At 46.1% G+C, this 16,895-nt stretch carries 17 protein-coding genes, 1 tRNA gene and 1 riboswitch; of the genes, 3 read left to right on the top strand and 15 right to left on the bottom strand.

The genetic code is table 11. The annotated features are described in order from the left end of the window. Positions 1-8: 8 nt before the first annotated feature. The 15 genes from ACN08X_RS08110 to ACN08X_RS08040 form a co-directional block, all read right to left on the bottom strand. Positions 9-1,586, bottom strand: coding sequence for an anthranilate synthase component I (locus ACN08X_RS08110; RefSeq protein ID WP_419108440.1), 1,578 nt, complete (start codon positions 1,584-1,586; stop codon positions 9-11). A gap of 98 nt (positions 1,587-1,684) precedes the next feature. Further along, complete coding sequence (gene hisI / locus ACN08X_RS08105) at positions 1,685-2,077, bottom strand: phosphoribosyl-AMP cyclohydrolase (protein WP_419108439.1); 393 nt, start codon at positions 2,075-2,077, stop codon at positions 1,685-1,687. Positions 2,078-2,102: 25 nt separating this feature from the next. Further along, a complete protein-coding gene (hisF, locus tag ACN08X_RS08100) occupies positions 2,103-2,864 on the bottom strand; it encodes an imidazole glycerol phosphate synthase subunit HisF (RefSeq protein ID WP_419108438.1) in 762 nt (253 codons plus the stop codon). A 98-nt stretch (positions 2,865-2,962) separates the two neighbouring features. After that, positions 2,963-3,808, bottom strand: coding sequence for an ATP phosphoribosyltransferase (gene hisG / locus ACN08X_RS08095; RefSeq protein ID WP_419101814.1), 846 nt, complete (start codon positions 3,806-3,808; stop codon positions 2,963-2,965). Between the two features lie 21 nt (positions 3,809-3,829). After that, the gene (locus ACN08X_RS08090) at positions 3,830-4,093 is read right to left on the bottom strand and encodes a phosphoribosyl-ATP diphosphatase (protein WP_419101815.1); all 264 of its coding nucleotides are present in this window, start codon (positions 4,091-4,093) and stop codon (positions 3,830-3,832) included. 207 nt (positions 4,094-4,300) lie between these two features. Then, positions 4,301-5,002, bottom strand: a complete 702-nt coding sequence (gene pnuC, locus ACN08X_RS08085; RefSeq protein WP_419101816.1) for a nicotinamide riboside transporter PnuC — start codon at positions 5,000-5,002, stop codon at positions 4,301-4,303. Positions 5,003-5,144: 142 nt separating this feature from the next. After that, positions 5,145-5,281: riboswitch (FMN riboswitch) on the bottom strand. A 96-nt stretch (positions 5,282-5,377) separates the two neighbouring features. Next, positions 5,378-6,235 carry a tetratricopeptide repeat protein gene (locus ACN08X_RS08080; protein WP_419108437.1) on the bottom strand — a complete coding sequence of 286 codons (858 nt, stop codon included), beginning with the start codon at positions 6,233-6,235 and terminating at the stop codon, positions 5,378-5,380. 187 nt (positions 6,236-6,422) lie between these two features. Further along, on the bottom strand, positions 6,423-7,079 hold the full coding sequence (gene rpe, locus ACN08X_RS08075; protein WP_419108436.1) for a ribulose-phosphate 3-epimerase: 657 nt from the start codon (positions 7,077-7,079) through the stop codon (positions 6,423-6,425). Between the two features lie 55 nt (positions 7,080-7,134). Next, the gene (gene bioD / locus ACN08X_RS08070; RefSeq protein WP_419101819.1) at positions 7,135-7,923 is read right to left on the bottom strand and encodes a dethiobiotin synthase; all 789 of its coding nucleotides are present in this window, start codon (positions 7,921-7,923) and stop codon (positions 7,135-7,137) included. 5 nt (positions 7,924-7,928) lie between these two features. Beyond that, positions 7,929-9,317, bottom strand: a complete 1,389-nt coding sequence (gene bioA / locus ACN08X_RS08065; RefSeq protein ID WP_419108435.1) for an adenosylmethionine--8-amino-7-oxononanoate transaminase — start codon at positions 9,315-9,317, stop codon at positions 7,929-7,931. Positions 9,318-9,425: 108 nt separating this feature from the next. Continuing rightward, positions 9,426-11,063 carry an RsmB/NOP family class I SAM-dependent RNA methyltransferase gene (locus ACN08X_RS08060; RefSeq protein WP_419108434.1) on the bottom strand — a complete coding sequence of 546 codons (1,638 nt, stop codon included), beginning with the start codon at positions 11,061-11,063 and terminating at the stop codon, positions 9,426-9,428. Next, positions 11,060-11,986 (bottom strand): methionyl-tRNA formyltransferase, encoded by a 927-nt coding sequence (gene fmt / locus ACN08X_RS08055; protein ID WP_419108450.1) that lies wholly within the window; start codon positions 11,984-11,986, stop codon positions 11,060-11,062. Before fmt ends, ACN08X_RS08060 begins: the two co-directional genes overlap by 4 nt. 9 nt (positions 11,987-11,995) lie before the next feature. Then, positions 11,996-12,595 (bottom strand): peptide deformylase, encoded by a 600-nt coding sequence (gene def / locus ACN08X_RS08050; RefSeq protein WP_419108433.1) that lies wholly within the window; start codon positions 12,593-12,595, stop codon positions 11,996-11,998. Between the two features lie 11 nt (positions 12,596-12,606). Further along, positions 12,607-13,485 (bottom strand): cytochrome, encoded by an 879-nt coding sequence (locus tag ACN08X_RS08045; RefSeq protein WP_419106104.1) that lies wholly within the window; start codon positions 13,483-13,485, stop codon positions 12,607-12,609. Positions 13,486-13,677: 192 nt separating this feature from the next. Continuing rightward, positions 13,678-13,753 (bottom strand) — tRNA-Gly (locus ACN08X_RS08040). Between the two features lie 750 nt (positions 13,754-14,503). Between ACN08X_RS08040 and ACN08X_RS08035 the strand changes: the two genes are divergently transcribed. From ACN08X_RS08035 to ACN08X_RS08025, 3 genes are read left to right on the top strand one after another with little or no spacing between them, the layout of a single operon-like run. Further along, positions 14,504-15,118, top strand: coding sequence for a 7-cyano-7-deazaguanine synthase (locus tag ACN08X_RS08035; protein WP_419108432.1), 615 nt, complete (start codon positions 14,504-14,506; stop codon positions 15,116-15,118). A gap of 60 nt (positions 15,119-15,178) precedes the next feature. Next, complete coding sequence (locus ACN08X_RS08030; protein ID WP_419108431.1) at positions 15,179-16,372, top strand: MFS transporter; 1,194 nt, start codon at positions 15,179-15,181, stop codon at positions 16,370-16,372. Then, complete coding sequence (locus ACN08X_RS08025; protein WP_419108430.1) at positions 16,369-16,875, top strand: hypothetical protein; 507 nt, start codon at positions 16,369-16,371, stop codon at positions 16,873-16,875. Before ACN08X_RS08030 ends, ACN08X_RS08025 begins: the two co-directional genes overlap by 4 nt. The last annotated feature ends 20 nt before the right edge of the window (positions 16,876-16,895 follow it).

The following is a 16,895-nucleotide window of genomic DNA, read 5'->3' as shown; positions in this document are numbered from 1 at the left end:
GTGATCTCTCAGTTATCTAGCTGTTGAGCTCGTGTAGAGAGTCTTTTCATTCCAGCTGCTAACGCAACGGCGCGCAAAGGTGCTGCTGCTTTATGACAGGTTTCTTGTTCTTCAGATGATGGGTCAGAGTCTAGAACGAGTCCTGCTCCTGCTTGTATATAGGCGCGTGTGCCTTTGAGTAAAGCGGTGCGAATAGCAATGGCCATGTCCATGTTGCCAGCAAAATCAAAATATCCGCACACTCCCCCATACACTCCACGGCTTTGAGGCTCGTATTGGTCAATCAGTTGCATAGCACGTGGTTTGGGAGCGCCTGAAAGTGTACCTGCGGGGAACGTTGCGCGAAGAACATCATAGGCGTCGTAGTCTTCTCCTTTTTGTGCAGTGACGGTAGAGGAGATATGCATAATGTGGCTGAAACGTTCAATCTCCATGAACTGTTCTACAGCTACTGATCCGGGTACTGCTACACGGGAGAGGTCGTTGCGTGCTAAGTCAACGAGCATGAGGTGTTCTGAGCGTTCTTTATGGTCTGCAAGGAGTTCTTCGCTGAGTTTGAAGTCTTCTTCGCGGTTTGCGCCACGTGGACGTGAACCAGCGATGGGGTGTGTCGATATAACACCGTCTTTGAGGGTTACTAGCGCTTCTGGTGATGAACCAACAATATGGAAAGGTTGCCCTTCGGTGTCTTCAAAGTTGAATAGGTACATGTATGCCGAGGGGTTAGATTGGCGTAGCATCCGGTAGACGTCTAGTGGTTCTGCGTGGTTCTCTACGGTGAATCGACGTGAAAGAACGAGTTGGAATACGTCGCCATCGATAATGTTTTGGTGGGATTGTTCTACGACGTTGAGGAATTCTTCTGTTGTCATAGAGCATTGAGTTTGGGCGAGCGTATATTCAACGTTATTGGTGCCGTGTAGTTCAGATACGGTTGAACGTTCTAAAGGTTGTGAAAGTTTATCAAGCATACGGTGGACGCGTTCGACAGCGTCTTCGTAGGCTTGTTCAACGTTATCGTCGGTACCGTTGAAGTTAATGGCGTTGGCAATCAGGGTTACGGTACCGTCAGTGTTATCGTGTATTGCCATGTCTGAGACAAGGTTAAGGGCGAATTCAGGTAGTTGAATGTCGTCTTGTGGTCGGTGTGGGAGGTTTTCCCAGTGCCGTACGACGTCCCACCCAAGATAGCCGACCAGTCCGCTGGTGAGTGGGGGAAGATGGTCAAAACGTTCGGTATGTAATGTTTTGAGGGTTTTTTGGATGGCTTCGACAGGGTCTCCGTCAGTTGGTGCTCCTGTCGGTGTTTCGCCTTGCCAAAATACTTTTCCTTCAGATGTGGTTAGGGTTGCGCGCGAATGAGCACCGATAAATGAGTAGCGTGACCATTGAGCATTTTCTGCTGCTGATTCAAGTAAGAATGTTCCAGGTTGTGCTTTTCCTTCACGTAGCACCAAAGCACGGTAAAGTCCGATAGGTGTTAGTGAATCTGCCAGAATCTTAGTGTAGACAGGGATAACACGACGAGTCTTCGCTAACGTTTGAAATTGTTCAAAGCTGGGGGAAATAATGCCCATATCTTGCATCTGCGGTGAAGTCCTCTGTGTTCGTTTTTAGCTGGAAGATGGTGTATCGCTATTGTAAGTCTTTTGAAGGTCTTAGCAGAACCCTTCAACATAGCTTATTATTGTGTGGCCGGTGTTGGCAGGACGGTTGCAGGAAGTTCTCCCCCTGTTAAAAAACACGTCCGTTGTCCTGTATGGCAGGCTGCTTCTATCTGGTCAACTTGTAGGAGGAGAGCATCTTTATCGCAGTCTACTGATACTGACTTAACATATTGGTAGTGTCCTGAGGTGTCACCTTTGCGCCAGTATTGTTGGCGAGAGCGAGACCAGAACGTGACCCGTCCTTCGTTTAGTGTCCGTCGTAAAGCTTCTTGGTTCATCCACCCCAACATCAGTACTTCGCCGGTGTCATATTGTTGGATAATTGCGGCAATGAGACCTTGATCGTTATAGCTTAGGTTCGCTATATATTCTTCAGGTACAGTTTTTTCAGATGAGTATGAGCTGTCCATTATTCAGTTTTCCTAACCTCATTTTTTAGCGAACATCATATCCGGCGTCTCGAATAGCATCTTTAACTTCAGCGATGCTCACCTCACCAAAATGGAAGATGGACGCCGCAAGAACAGCATTTGCACCAGCTTCAATTGCGGGTGGGAAATGCTCCGGTGCACCAGCCCCGCCAGAAGCAATGAGCGGAAGTTTTGTCACGGATCGAACAGCTTGAATCATAGGAATGTCAAAGCCTGTTTTCGTTCCGTCAGCGTCAATAGAGTTCAATAAGATTTCTCCAACACCACGTTTTTCAGCTTCGGCAACCCATTCTAAGGCGTCAATTCCGGTACTTGTTTTACCACCGTGAGTGGTAATTTCGTATCCAGAAGGAGTGTTTTCTGTTCGTTTAGCATCTACCGATAAAACAAGCACCTGAGAGCCAAAACGTTCAGCAATGTCGTTAATAAGTTGGGGATTATTAATGGCTGCAGTGTTAATAGATACTTTATCTGCGCCAGTACGCAGGAGCTTATCGATATCGTCTACGCTTCGGACTCCCCCGCCAACGGTCAGAGGAATAAAAACAGTTTCTGCTGTTTTTTGTACAACGTCAAATGTTGTTTCTCTATCAGCAGTTGAGGCCGTAACATCTAAGAATGTGAGTTCATCGGCACCTGCTTCATTATATTGGGCGCCTAATTCGACGGGGTCGCCAGCATCGCGTAGCCCCTCAAAGTTAACCCCTTTAACCACTCGTCCTTGATCGACGTCAAGACATGGAATCACGCGAATAGCAACGCCCATAGAATTATTTGTTCCTTTACCTTGTTCTGTTACCTACTATGAAGGGTTGAAGCTTTCAGCTTACGAAGAAGAGCGTCCTCAACATTGTGTAGGGTGGGTTAGAGACGTGCCGCCTGTACCGGAGAGACGAGAATAGCGCGCGCACCAATATCGTATAGCTGGTCCATGATGTTATTGGTTTCTTGACGCAAAACCATAGATCGCACAGCAACCCACCCTTCTCGTTCAAGAGGCGAGATAGTCGGGGCTTCTAAACCTGGTGTGAGAGCGGATGCTTGCGGTAATAATGCTTCAGGGATGTCATAGTCGACAAGAGCATATTGGCGTGCAATGAGAACTCCACGAAGACGGCTAATGAGCCGTTCAAGTCCGTGTGTATCTTCAACTTCTTGACGGCGAATCAGTAAAGCTTCGCTGTGCATCAGCGGTTCACCAAAAGGTTCAAGACCAGCGGCCCTCATAGTGTTTCCTGTTTCAACAACATCTGCGATAGCGTCAGCTACACCTAACCGAATTGAAGATTCGATGGCTCCATCCAAACGGATTATGTTAGCTTCAATACCTTGTTCGTGTAGATATTGACGAACAAGCTGAGCGTAAGACGTTGCGATACGCTTACCAGCAAGTTCTTGAATATTCTGGAATTGTCCTTGTGGCCCAGCAAAACGGAATGTTGATTTTGCAAAGTCGAGGGCAAGACTCTCAATCGCTGATGCTTGAGAATCTTGTAGTAGGTCACGTCCGGTAATACCGACGTCGAGGGTTCCTTTACCGACGTACACTGCAATATCGCGAGGTCGTAGGTAGAAAAATTCAATGTGATGTTCTTGGTCAACGATGACGAGTTCTCTGCTGTCACGACGTTGCAGGTAGCCGGCTTCTTTGAGCATACGGCTCGCCGCTTCAGATAAAGATCCTTTATTGGGTACAGCTACACGTAACATGGAACATCCTTATGAATGGTTTTAGAGGTATTTATAGACATCTTCGAGGGTGAGGCCTTTGGCAATCATCATCACCTGAAGGTGATAAATCAGCTGAGATGCTTCTTCTGCAAATTCTGCATCGCTTTGGTACTCAGCAGCCATCCACACTTCAGCAGCTTCTTCAACAATTTTTTTGCCAATACCATGCACACCACGGTCTAACTCTTCAACGGTTTTAGAGCCTTCTGGGCGCATACGAGCTTTTTCGGTGAGTTCAGCAAAGAGAGATTCAAAGTTTTTCACCTTTCCCACTCTAAGACAGTTTGTCTCAGAAGAGGCGCACCCGCGACTATAGAACAGTATGATGACCATTACTATTTTATTCACATCAGAACTAGGCAGTTTTCTGATGTGGTTACTTTGTCATAAGAGTTGAGGGTGGTAGCTTCCAACGCTGTGGAAGCGACCACCCTCAACCTCTAAAAGTATAGAACGAGCAAGTTCTTGACTTTAGGTGCGGATTCTATCGACAGTTGGGTCAGGAAATTGTGTTTCCAACGCGATTTGAGCTGCTTCACGGTTGCGAGCGCGCCACCAAACGAAGAATCCCATGAGAGTGAATCCACCGTAAAAGACATACATGAGCGCTGTTGCGTAGTATCCGGCAGACCAAAGAAGTGGGACACCGACGATGTCTACGGCTACCCAGATGAGCCAGAATTCAACCCATCCTTTGGCCATACCATAGGTGGCAAGGAGGGAACCTGTGAAGATCCATGCATCAGACCACACGGGTTCGTATGAGCCTAGTGCCCTAAAGATAGGGGTAAGGGCTGCTGTCCCTGCAAGCATACCAATGATAAGCAGAGTACGTTCTTTTGCTGTCGCCCAGGTGGGGATGACAGCAGAAGAGCCGTTGTCTTTTGATGTTTTCCACCGGTACCATCCCCAGATAGAGACGATGATGAACATGACTTGTCGTCCGGCTTGTCCTAGCATGTTGATGGTGTTGATGGAGCCGAAGAATGTTCCAAGGAATACGGTAAAGAGTAAGAGATTACCCGCTATTCCAACCGGCCATGCCCAGACTTTACGGCGCATACCGCCCAAGGCTGAGGCTAGACCAAAAATGTTACCGAGGACTTCGCGCACTAGAAGCGTTTGATCGCCAATGTGAAGTTGTGCGTCGAAGAGCCACCGCAGAAAATCCATGTTTTTCCCTTTCGCGGAGGCTCCGGGAAGAACAAAGCGGGGTTTACCTCGTATCGAATACACCATTGATGTGATGAGGGCGTATTTACATAGAGTTCTTGTAGAGGCACTTTGGATATAGGAGTGTCTCTACGCCGTTTTGCTCGTGCTACCTTCCATCCAGACTGTACTGTCGGTATTGGAATTTCACCAATCAGGCTTATCTCAAAAATGATCTTTGAGGTAAGTTAGCGGACTATCACCGCCGGTTCGGATTTTCACCGGGTCCCGGAGCACGATGTTATTATTGCGCCTTCGATTATTGCACAGTTTCGCTAGGAAAAACATCCGCAACTCACACGATGTTAGATATTTATCATCTGGCGTCATATTAATTTATGTATCGTCATTTTGATGTTGTCTGCATAAATCTTCGATGGCTATTTGCACGGCTTGATAGTTGATACGAGCACGTAGCGCGTCTTCTCTAAACCCGTGCTGTTGAAAAACGTCGAGCGCTGTTTTTGCGTGAACAACAGCCACGTGAGGAGCACCAGTACTATATTCTGCGATAGCTAGCCCTTCGTAGCAGGTTCCGACCTCCCAATACGACTGGTATCGTTCAAAGATTTCGAGAGCTTCTGTGTAGAGCAGTTTTGAAGCGTCGTAGTCTCCGCTCAGTTTTTCAAGGAAAGCAAGCTGCATCAACGCTATAGCTTGTGTATGTTCCACAGCTTCTCGTGGCACTTGATAATACAACCCAATTGCTCGATGAAAATGACGTCGCGCTTGGTCGAGTTCTTGTCGATGTGCCAGCATATTAGCTAAGGTGTGCGCGTTACGCCCTGCTTCTTCAAAATATTTGATATTTTCAAAGTCGTCGATAACTTGACGGTAGCATTGTTCAGCTTGTTCTGTTTGTTCGCAACCTAAATAGATGAGTGCAAGACTCTGACGTTGAGAGGCAACTTTTTCTTGCCGCCCTAGTAGGTCAAAGAGGCTAATAGCTCGTTGAGCAAAAGGTAAAGCGAATTCGTACATGTTGTTATTGCCGTAGGCTGCAGCTAGGGCTGAGCAACAGGTGGCTTCGCCTTCTTGATCTGTTAGTTGGACAAAGTCGTTGAGAGCGTTTTCAAAGCAGAGAATTGCTTTTGGATAATCTTGTATGCGGAAGAATCTTTGTCCGTTATGGTATTTTTCCCAGGCGTAACCTAAAGGGGTATGTGCTGCTCGTTGTGCGCCGCGTTTTCCCACTGGAGAACTCCTGCCTCTGTTGTCATCTCTGAGCTGGTTCCTAGCACCCTCAAGAAATAAGGATAACCATATTTTATGGTTAGGGTAACCTGTTTTCAAGACGTGAAAGAGTCCAATATCTTTTGAGGACAACAATCGCTCAAGAGTTGTTCAAGTCATAACATGCCCTATCGACGCGTCCCAAGGGCTATACGGTACGAGCCTTCTCTCGTAGAGCACTAATAGCAGCGGACAGGTCTTCTGCCCCGAAGACAGAAGAACCAGCAACAAAAGTATCAGCGCCAGCTTCTGCCGCGCGCACAATCGTTTCTTCGGTAATACCACCATCAACTTGTAAACGCAGCTGAGCACCAGAACCGGCAATTGCTTCTGCCGCTCGACGAATCTTAGGAAGCGTGACCTCTAAGAACGCCTGCCCACCAAAACCAGGTTCAACCGTCATTATCAGCAACATATCTAGCTCGCTCAACATATCCAGATACGGCTCAACTGCGGTAGCCGGACGTAACGCCATACCAGTTTGTGCCCCTTCTGCGCGCAAAGAACGAGCTAAGCGAATAGGCGCTTGAGCGGCTTCAGCATGAAAGGTAACAGATTCACAACCCATCTGCGCGTATTCTGGCGCCCACCGGTCAGCATCTTCAATCATGAGGTGTACATCAAACGGCAACGGTGAAACCTCACGAAGACGTTTAACGACAGCAGGACCCCAGCTAAGGTTCGGAACAAAATGATTATCCATCACATCAATGTGAACAGCGTCTGCTGAGCTAATACGCTGTAAGTCACGTTCAAAGTTCGCAAAATCTGCACTCAAAATAGAGGGGTGAATATGACAGTCCATGGTTCTTTCTTCCGTTCCAAAAGCTCTGAGCGTTCTCTGAAAAACGCCTTCAACACTACTCTATCCCACACCAGCGAGAAGCATTTTTCCGAAACTCCTGCAGCTCATCGAAGCAATGCACAAACTCGGTGTCTTCTCCCACCACAAAAGATTTTCCAGCACCTTCAGGAATAGCACCGAGCACGGGGCACCCTAAACGCACCAAAAAATCAAGGTTACTTCGATGTATCTCTGTTGGAGATGACGGCATAGCCCCAATCAAAACCCCCGCCACGTTAAGCGAACGAACACGAAGATACTCATAGGTCAAAAGTGTGTGGTTAAGAGTTCCCAATCCAATACGTGCCACAATTACGGCACAAGAATCATGAACATCTTCAGCTATCAAGGACATTAAATCAGCTTGATGCCCCCACCCTCTCGAATTCACGGCAGTGCCAATATCAACACTTACTCCCCCAGAACCCTCAACAATCACCACATCATAGCTATCTCGCAGTTGATGAATTGTTTTTGCGTACTCATCGAGAGAAGGCAAAACGCAACCATTTTTTTCTGCTGCCGCCACAGGAGCCATCGCATCAGGTAGACGCACCCCCTCATAGGAATCAGCACCACTAAGATACGCTGCTAGTTGAGCATCTGCCGGCATATTGGGCTGAACCCCCGTTTGAGCAGGCTTATAGACTGCTACAGTTTTACCATGAGCAATGAGCGCAGCCGCGCAAGCTGCTGTAGCGATAGTCTTACCAACATCTGTATCAGTACCCACAATATGCACGACAGAACACTCATACCAAGGTCGGTGTCGTTCATCATTCACATGTTCTAGTAACTCAAACATTATTCTTACTCTCCATGCACCTCTGCAACAGATTCAACGAGGGCACGACCAATATGCTGTACCTCTTCTTCCGTAGCAATATAAGGAGGCATCGTGTAAACCAAATTACGAAAAGGTCGCACCCACACGCCTCTCCGAAGAGCTGCTTGCGTAAGCTCAAAAATACGAACATCCTCGTAAAGTTCAATCACACCGATACCGCCAAGGACTCTCACATCACGCACAGATGTTAAAGATCGTGCTGGCGCTAAAGAACAGTTAAGGGTTTGTTCAAGGCGAGGAATGCTCTGCTCCCAACACGACAGCGGGTATCCTTCAAGAGCTCCCGTCAACAAATCTAAGGAAGTACAAGAAGCGGCACTTGCTAACGGGTTACCCATAAAGGTTGGCCCATGCAAAAGAGCACGATGTTCAGAATCACTAATTGTTGAAGCGACGTTAGTGCTCACGAGCACTGCTGCTTGAGTCAGATACCCTCCGGTGAGTGCTTTACCGACGGTCATAACATCGGGAACAATGTCGCTCCATTCGGTAGCGAAAAATTTTCCAGTGCGTCCAAAACCTGTTGCAATCTCATCAAAAATGAGAAGGAGCTCATAACGGTCGGCAAGCTCACGCAAAGTATTCAACGTATGGGGGTGGTAAAAGTGCATGCCACCTGCCCCTTGAACAATAGGTTCAACCACAATAGCTGCTAAAGAATCATGTTCTTTGGCGATGATAGCTTCCGTCGTTTTCTGCCAATTATGCTGAGCTTGTTCGTTGACGGACCATTGTTGCTGCGCGTTATCGTAAGTTGCGCTAGGAGGTCGTGGCGCAAAGAGCTGTTCTGGGATAAACCCTCTGAACTCACTGTGCATACCTCCGATAGGGTCGCATACGCTCATTGCACCGATAGTGTCCCCATGATATCCGCCTTCTAGAGCAAGAAAACGATTTTTGGTGGGGCGTCCTAACGCACGCTGATATTGCACAGCAAGTTTGAGCGCTACTTCTACCGACACAGACCCAGAATCAGCTAAGAAAACGTGGTTGAGTTCCCCTGGTGCAAGACGAACAAGACGTTCTGCAAGATTAATTGCAGGCTCGTGTGTTAGACCGCCAAACATCACATGAGAAAATTTTTCTATTTGTTCTCTCAATGCCTGGTTTAATGCTGGATGAGAGTAGCCGTGAACTTGACACCACCATGAACTCATCGCATCAAGAGCGGTATGAGTAAAGCCCTCTTCGTCTTGTAGTTGCAGTTGAGTACCTTGGGCAGATAACACTCCGTAGAGAGGTTTAGTCTCTAACGGGGCGTAAGGGTGCCAAAGCATTCCACGATCGCGATGAGCCAGAATATTCTTCAGATTATTGGCACTATTCTCGGTATCAGAAGTATTATTGAACACTGTTCAATTCTGCCTTGATAGCACACCCAAAACAAGCACGACAACCGAAAAGATACCCAAAATACCCCTGAGAGAACCCTGCCAGCTCAAGTCAGAGAAAAGAAAAATCTATTTCTTCTGAAAGAGAGCAAAGAACATCGCATCCGTTCCATGCACATGAGGCCACAGCTGAGCGGTTGTTGCCGTAGCGCCGCTCCCCTCTACAGCACAACCAACAGCACGTTCACCCGAAAGCAAAGATTGCCCTTGAGCATCTGTTAACGCAACCTCAGCTAAAGCCTGAGCCGAGTCAAGAAGCTGCACATCGTGAGCACGCAGAATATCCTGAACAATATTACGAGTTTCTGCCATATGAGGAGAACACGTCACATACGCAATCAGCCCACCAGAGCGTGTCTGTTGCACGGCAGCGTCAAAAAGCTGTTTCTGCAATGTCAAAAGTTCCGCTATATCACGGGGACTTTTACGCCATCGTGCCTCTGGGCGACGACGTAAAGCACCAAGCCCTGAACAGGGCACATCAACCATGACACGATCAAAAAGCATACTTGAACGCAGCTGCTCTGGCACATGTGGCTGAGCCTTAAGAGTCTGAGCGATAGCGCGTCCATCTCCAGTAAGCACTCGATACCGTTGAGAATCAAGAGGCTTAAGAGATTTCTCAACAAGAGTTGCTCGATGTGGTGCTGATTCATTAGCAATCAGGACACCACCACGTTCTTGAACCAAAGCACCCAACAGAGCCGCTTTACCGCCCGGCCCTGCACAAAGGTCTAACCACGCCTCATCTTTTCCAGATAATGGAGCCTGCGCTAAAGCACGAGCAACAAGCTGAGATCCAACGTCTTGAGCACGCACTGTACCTTGTCGAACACTCTCTAAACGCCCTAAATCGCCTTGAGAGTAAAGAGCAGAGCCCTCAACAAGTTCACCTTTTTGAGCACCTTTTGCTAAGGCTTCGTCTAAAGAACCTAACTGTGGTAAAGCAACAAGATTCACAACGGGAGCGAGATTATCAGCTTCTAAAAGTTTGGTAATCTCGTGAACGTCACGCCCATGAGCGACTAACGCTTGACGGAAAGCTCGCACAATCCACGTCGGATGCGAATAACTCACCGATAATTGATGCAGTTCATCCTTCGCTTCTGAAACTAAAAGTTCTTCCCATTGTTCTGGAGTTTTTTCGGAGGCTCGACGGAGTACCGCATTAATGAAGTGTGCAGGTCCGCTTCCAATTTCGGCACGGGCTAACGCCACGGTAGAGTTCAACGCCGCATGCGCCGAAACACGCATCGCTAATAGCTGGTGCACCCCCATACGCAAACACGTCAGAATCTGAGCGCCTGTTTTTTCTAAAGGGCGGTCTACACAATGAGTTAAAATTGCGTCATAACGCCCCTGATAACGCAACGTTCCGTAGGTGAGCTCTGTGGCAAAGCCAGCGTCACGTTGGTCTAGGCGATGTTTACGAATAGTTTGAGGTAGCACAAGGTTAGCGTAAGAATCTGAAAGCGCCACGGAATTAATGACCTCAAACGCTGTTTTTCGTGCGGGGTCTGAGGTGCGACGGCGAGCCCTTGGCGCGCTAGCGGAGAAAGCACGTTCGTGCTGAGCACGTCGGTTACGTTCACGTCCCTGGGCGTTACGGCGGGTTTGACCGCCCCCGCCACGTTTTAATTCAGTGTTTTCTCCTTGACGAGAAGAACGAATTGAGTATTTTTTCTGGCGAGGTTTTTCTGCGCTCATGACAGCACTACTTTCTGTTCGTTGAGAGCTTTTCCAAGTCCACGTGCCCAATCGGCAGCGTTCATCATTTTCTTTCCTGCCGGCTGCACTTGAGTCAGTTCTACACAACCATCAGAACAGCTAACAACAACTTTTTTAGCAAGGACACGTACCGTCCCGTATTCGCCTGCTGCTTTTTCGAGACTAGGTCGAACCATAGCTATTTTAATACGGTTCTGTTCTAGCATGCACCAAGCTCCCGGCTCAGGGATAACACCTCGACAGCGGGAAATAATCTCTGCGGTGGTATCCGACCACGTAATTTTTCCATCACTCACATCTAATTTTGCTGCGTGCGTGGGCTGACCTTGCTGAGGCTGCGGAGCAATATTTTGTTCAATCTTCCCAAAAGTTTGGGAGAGGAGGGAGCCCCCGCTCAGAGCAAGACGGTGCAGAATATCTGCTGCGGTGTCATCTCCTTGAACACGGGTAGATTCTTGCATGAAAATTGGGCCCGTATCTAACCCCGCTTCAAGGAGGAAAGTACACGAGAAAATTTCATCTTCTCCCGCCATCAAGGCACGTTGAACAGGCGCAGCACCGCGCCACAAAGGAAGATTCGAAAAGTGAAGGTTAACCCACCCATGTTCGAGTGTATCTAGTGCAGATTGAGGAAGTATTGTTCCATACGCTACTACTGCGGCAACCTGAGGTTTAAGTGCTTGCACTTGCTCTTGAACCTCTAGACTCCAACGATTTGCCTTGATGATGGGAAGCCCTAGCTCTTCGGCACGGCGGGCAACAGGTGAGGGCGTTAGCACACGTTTACGTCCTTGCGGAGCGTCTTCTCTGGTCAGCACTCCAACGATTTCGTGCGGTGATGTCAAAAGCCCTTCTAAGGCTGTTGCCGCAGTCTCTGGTGTTCCAGCGAATAACACTTTCATACTCATACCTTATTTTTTCAGGAAAGAACTGCCAAAGGCACTACTGCTAGGTTGGGTGTTAGTGCCGAATCCGGAGGAAACTCGTGTGGCTCGTTCTCGTTGGGTACGTTCAGTAACATGGTCAAAGTTAGAACTACGTATTGCACGCATCACGGTTTTACGTTCTTCTCCAACGAGTCGATCGATATAAAGATGTCCGTCGAGGTGGTCTGTTTCGTGTTGCAACATTCTGGCGAACAGTCCTTCGCCTTCTAAGACGATTGGACGGTTATTGTAATCCACGCCTGTTACACGCGCCCAGTTGGTGCGTGGTGTTGGCGAGGAAAGACCGGGTACTGATAGGCAGCCTTCTGACCCTTCTTGAGGTTCTTCTCCGATTTCTAGAACAGGATTGATGATGTGTCCTTCTTGTCCATCAATATTTCCGTAGGTGAAGAGACGTTTGGTGTTGCCAATTTGTGGTGCAGCAAGCCCCACTCCGTTGACTTCGTACATGGTATCTAGCATCGAGTGAATTAAAGTTTTGAGGTCTTTGTCAAAAACTGTTACGGGGTCGCAAACGGTACGTAGTACGGGGTCTCCGACGGTGCGGATGCTAAGAATCGGCATGTGTCTTCTTTCTAGCCTAGGTGTGTTATAGGTGTAGTGGTTGGTGTGGCAGGTGGTGGCACAACGGGCATTAGAGCTTCTGCCCCGTTTTCTGCCAGATCGCGGGTGCAGTCCCAGACGCGTTTGAGAGCGCAGAATCTATACCAGTTTTTTTCTAAGGTTACCGGATTCGCTTGTTGTGGAACGACTTGTGTTTGCCCCAGGGCAACTCCCATGAGGATAGGTGCTTTTGAGTATTCCCACGGCTTCCAGAGGTTATCTGTTTCATCACTGATATATTCTTCAGCTTTGAGTCCTGCTACGAGTTGCATGACGACTTTAGGGTCGAGAGCTTTGACTCGTCCTTTGCGGTCGGTTCCTTTAGTTTTGTAGTCGATGATACATACGTGTCCGGCGATTTCAGCGACGAGGTCGAGTGTTCCGGCGTATCCGACGCTATGGTTCCAAATAGTTACTTCAGTTGCTAGTGGGCGGGGGTTGTATATATCCCACCATTCATCGAAACGGTCTGCGTAGGCTTGTTCTCCGTTGCTAACAAGTATTTCACGGCATTCTTCGGTGTGGTGTTCTTTGCCCATTTTTGCTAATGCAACATTTTCGGCGTAGTTGTGGACGCGGTCTCCGCGGGCGGCGGCTTCGTCTCTATATCTTTCTGAGGCTTGTGCGGCATCGCGTATGATGGCGAATTTTAGTCCTGAGGATTGTGATACTCGATAGGAACGACGGTCTTCTAGGGCTGCTTTTGCTGCCATGTATCCGTGCCATCCGCTCAAATCTGTAGCTTGTTGCCCGATGATAGTGGTAATGGAAGGAACTTCGAGAGCTCCGCCTTCAGTTCGTGCATACATTCTGCCGTGGTCGGTGTCAGATGCTAGTTTCGGCGATGTCACGTTATACCTTAGGTGTTCAAGTGATTTGATAGCTCATGGTGCAAGTTGCAAGACTTGAGAGGGGTATTTTCTGTAGGTTCAACTACTCAGATTACCCTGCAAAACTCTACTCTTTTGGAGTTGAAGCGGTCAAATTTTTGATGGTGAATAAAAGATAAGACCTCCAGATGTTTCTGGAGGTCTTATCTGCTTTGGAGCGGTTGACGAGACTTGAACTCGCGACATCCACCTTGGCAAGGTGGTGCTCTACCAACTGAGCTACAACCGCGCAACGAGTAAACACTATACACACAAAAAACGTATTATGCAAGCTGTTCTATCAATCAACCGAGCCGACTAGTAGAACAATATTTCCTATGAACTGCTCCAATTACACATTTATCTGTAGGTTCTAATGTGAAAACATAAAATGCCTATTTGTATCCTCTAGCAGTTTCCCAGAGTGGGGGGTGGACCAGGTGGAGAGAGTTAGGGTTGCGATTAGAATCTGGGCACATTAGCAAACCCCGATTAATAATCAGATAAAATTGTCAAAGCTGCTCAGCATAACATTTGTATACAAGAGCTAAAATACTTACAAATCCCATAAACGACCCTACAGTAGCCAGCCTCTATACATCATCCGCGTTTTTTTGACAATCACACCTAAGGCAGATTCTACGCTTTACAAATAAAGACATTTGCACCATCTATATTCTGAAAAGAGTTATAGAATATTCAAGCGTTTTGTCAGCAGCATGAATCACCGGCATTCCAGCGATAGACCTATTTATTTCTATTTTAAGAATAGTTATCCACTTCTTCTCACACCAAGTGTTGCCACTATACACAGTTGCTTATATTTTTCTCCACAAGATTTTGAACGACAAGAGCAACTCCCCCTCACACCACTCGCTTAGCCAGCCAGCCAGATTTTGACAAAAAAATTGAGCAGAAGGCTTGAAAACGTTGAAGACGACGTATAGAATCACAACATAATCTATTATGATTATAGTCACATCTATAGAAATGAGGAGACATGAGCAAAGTCGCTCTACTATTCTCTGGAGGCCCAGACTCGACCAGCCTTCTGTATGATTTATTAGATCAGGGTCACGAAGTAATTACTTTTACCTTCAACGCTGGTGAGTTTGAAGCCGAAGCGGAACGGCGTCACGCAAAGGCAACAGCAGAAAAGCTTGGGGTAGAGAATCATTTTGTCGACATTCTACCTACCCTTCAAGCACTGTACAACGATTCCGCACCTGTGGTTATGCGGAAGGTTGTATTTAACACTGTCAAACCATTTGGGTCGGGGATAGCTATCGCCTTAGCAGCATCAGCCGCAATCTGCAAAGGTGCAGAAAAGCTATATTATGCCGTACACAAAGGGGACTCATATCCCGACAATAAGCCCCAGTATTTCGAACTGCTTTCTAAAGCAATCACAATGGAGCAGGGCGGCAAAAAATTCGAAGTTGTCGCTCCCTATCTTGAGATGAGCAAAGCAGAGGTCATGCAACGCGGCATCGATCTCGGCATGGACGTTGATGCAACTTGGAGTTGCGCCGTAAGCTCATCTGCTGAATGCGGAGCATGCGAACCTTGCAAAGATCGGGTAGAAGCCAAACGACTAATTAAAGTCCCCGCATAAGTTACTGATTAGTTAGGTGGAGTTCACTCGTGGGCTTCACCTAACTAGGTTATATGGAAAATGAATCATAAAAATAAATCATTCTTGTCATGGATTGGAGAATCCGCAGGTAAAGAGATTTTTACAGTGGCTTCATTATTCACTGTACTCCACTCTGTTAAAGTTAATTCAATGGAATTCTCAATATTGAGAATCGTTCCAGAAATTGTGATTTTATTAGTTTCAGTAACTTTTACTAAAATAGCATACCCAAAAAAAGTCGAATTAACACTATTTCAAGGCTATACTCTAACTGGCATATCTTATATGCTAATTTTTATACTATATGTATATAATATTCTTAGCTTTTACAGTTATCTTCTATTATTAATTTTTGCAGTTATAGGTAGGGCATTTGTTAATTTCTCACGAGAATCTTATATTCAACAGGTAATAGACCATGATAATATTGGTAAACACTACTCAGTTTTATACAGGATATCGACTATTTGCGAAATAGTAGTCCCACTATCTGCAGGATATATTGTATCTCAGACATCGGGACCGTTTGGTTTGGTTATTTCCGGATTAACTATATTTCTGTTTGGAGCACTCCCCTTTTCATACAAGAAAGTAGTAACAAAACGCGACAAAGAGGCAAGTTCCCTAAATAAAGCTTCAATAGCGACAGGCATACAAGAAATCTTAAGTAATCGACCTTTACTAGTCCTAACAATTATAACTATTACGTTTTCTTCTATAACTGCAGCATATGGCACTGGATACTATATTTTAATTGCGAATATATATAATATATCGGCAGAGATAATTGGTATGCTAATATCATCTGGAGCAGTATCAACTTTATTTTTTACATACTTAATCGAAAATAAGGTTGACAAAAAGTTCGATATTATTATTCTAATATCTTCTTTGTTATTACCACTAACTTTAATAACCGCTTTATTACCAAATATATTAAATTCAGGGTACATATTTTTTATTTTAGTTCATGAAATACTCCTAGGAGCAATAGTTGTTGCGTTATCCGTTGCGAGCTATACTTTACGATCAAAAATCATTAGGCACGAAGACATGCAAGGCGTTACTATAGCTCGCTCTTTTCTCGGATCCTTGTTTGTCCCACTTACCATCTTGGGATACGGTACGCTATCCCTTTGGATAGGCATTATACCTTCTTTGGTATTCTTATCTACGATATCATTAGTTATAATTCCAATTGCAATATACGGATATAGGATATCAATTCGATGAATATACGTGACACAATTCCACTTTTTTATATTTTTGAATCGCTACGATTATCAATAGCTGAAAAGCGAAAATGGCCTTTCGACCCGTACGACATGTACGCTGAGCCTAATGGTTCCGTATTTGGTGAGTACAGAATTGCGGTACACAACAATAGCAAAACCTATTTCCTATATCCTTGGCAAGTAATTCCTCTCGAAACTTTTCGTGCTACTGCATTTATTAACTCGATATGTTGCCCTGAAGTTAATTTAGATGAAAAAAAGATTCTTTTTAATAAGACTATTCAATACTGGATATTGAACAAGTGGCACAAGAAAGGACAAGTACGAAACAGATTCTGGGATAAAGATTTCTCTGGTGAAATAAAAATAGATTTACTTGTTGTAAAAATAGATTTAGAGCAAAATTCTCCTTATGACCAATCCTCATGGGAGGATTCTAAAACTTTACTATCCACGAAGGTCTACTACGATGCAAAAAATAATAACGTTATCTTTAATTGATTATTTTTTAACTCAGCCAT

This window comes from Rothia sp. P6271, assembly GCF_048512995.1.
Lineage (GTDB): Bacteria > Actinomycetota > Actinomycetes > Actinomycetales > Micrococcaceae > Rothia.
Note: the sequence above shows the minus strand (reverse complement) of the source record. Positions and strands in the feature narration are given on the sequence as shown.

Excerpts from the sequence above, each read along its gene's own strand:
- hisF (WP_419108438.1), bottom strand. The coding sequence starts at position 2,864 with ATGGGCGTTGCTATTCGCGTGATTCCATGTCTTGACGTCGATCAAGGA.
- fmt (WP_419108450.1), bottom strand. The coding sequence starts at position 11,986 with ATGAAAGTGTTATTCGCTGGAACACCAGAGACTGCGGCAACAGCCTTA.
- rpe (WP_419108436.1), bottom strand. The coding sequence starts at position 7,079 with ATGGACTGTCATATTCACCCCTCTATTTTGAGTGCAGATTTTGCGAAC.
- ACN08X_RS08060 (WP_419108434.1), bottom strand. The coding sequence starts at position 11,063 with ATGAGCGCAGAAAAACCTCGCCAGAAAAAATACTCAATTCGTTCTTCT.
- bioD (WP_419101819.1), bottom strand. The coding sequence starts at position 7,923 with ATGTTTGAGTTACTAGAACATGTGAATGATGAACGACACCGACCTTGG.
- pnuC (WP_419101816.1), bottom strand. The coding sequence starts at position 5,002 with ATGGATTTTCTGCGGTGGCTCTTCGACGCACAACTTCACATTGGCGAT.
- hisG (WP_419101814.1), bottom strand. The coding sequence starts at position 3,808 with ATGTTACGTGTAGCTGTACCCAATAAAGGATCTTTATCTGAAGCGGCG.
- ACN08X_RS08110 (WP_419108440.1), bottom strand. The coding sequence starts at position 1,586 with ATGCAAGATATGGGCATTATTTCCCCCAGCTTTGAACAATTTCAAACG.
- def (WP_419108433.1), bottom strand. The coding sequence starts at position 12,595 with ATGCCGATTCTTAGCATCCGCACCGTCGGAGACCCCGTACTACGTACC.
- hisI (WP_419108439.1), bottom strand. The coding sequence starts at position 2,077 with ATGGACAGCTCATACTCATCTGAAAAAACTGTACCTGAAGAATATATA.
- ACN08X_RS08025 (WP_419108430.1), top strand. The coding sequence starts at position 16,369 with ATGAATATACGTGACACAATTCCACTTTTTTATATTTTTGAATCGCTA.
- ACN08X_RS08030 (WP_419108431.1), top strand. The coding sequence starts at position 15,179 with ATGAATCATAAAAATAAATCATTCTTGTCATGGATTGGAGAATCCGCA.
- ACN08X_RS08035 (WP_419108432.1), top strand. The coding sequence starts at position 14,504 with ATGAGCAAAGTCGCTCTACTATTCTCTGGAGGCCCAGACTCGACCAGC.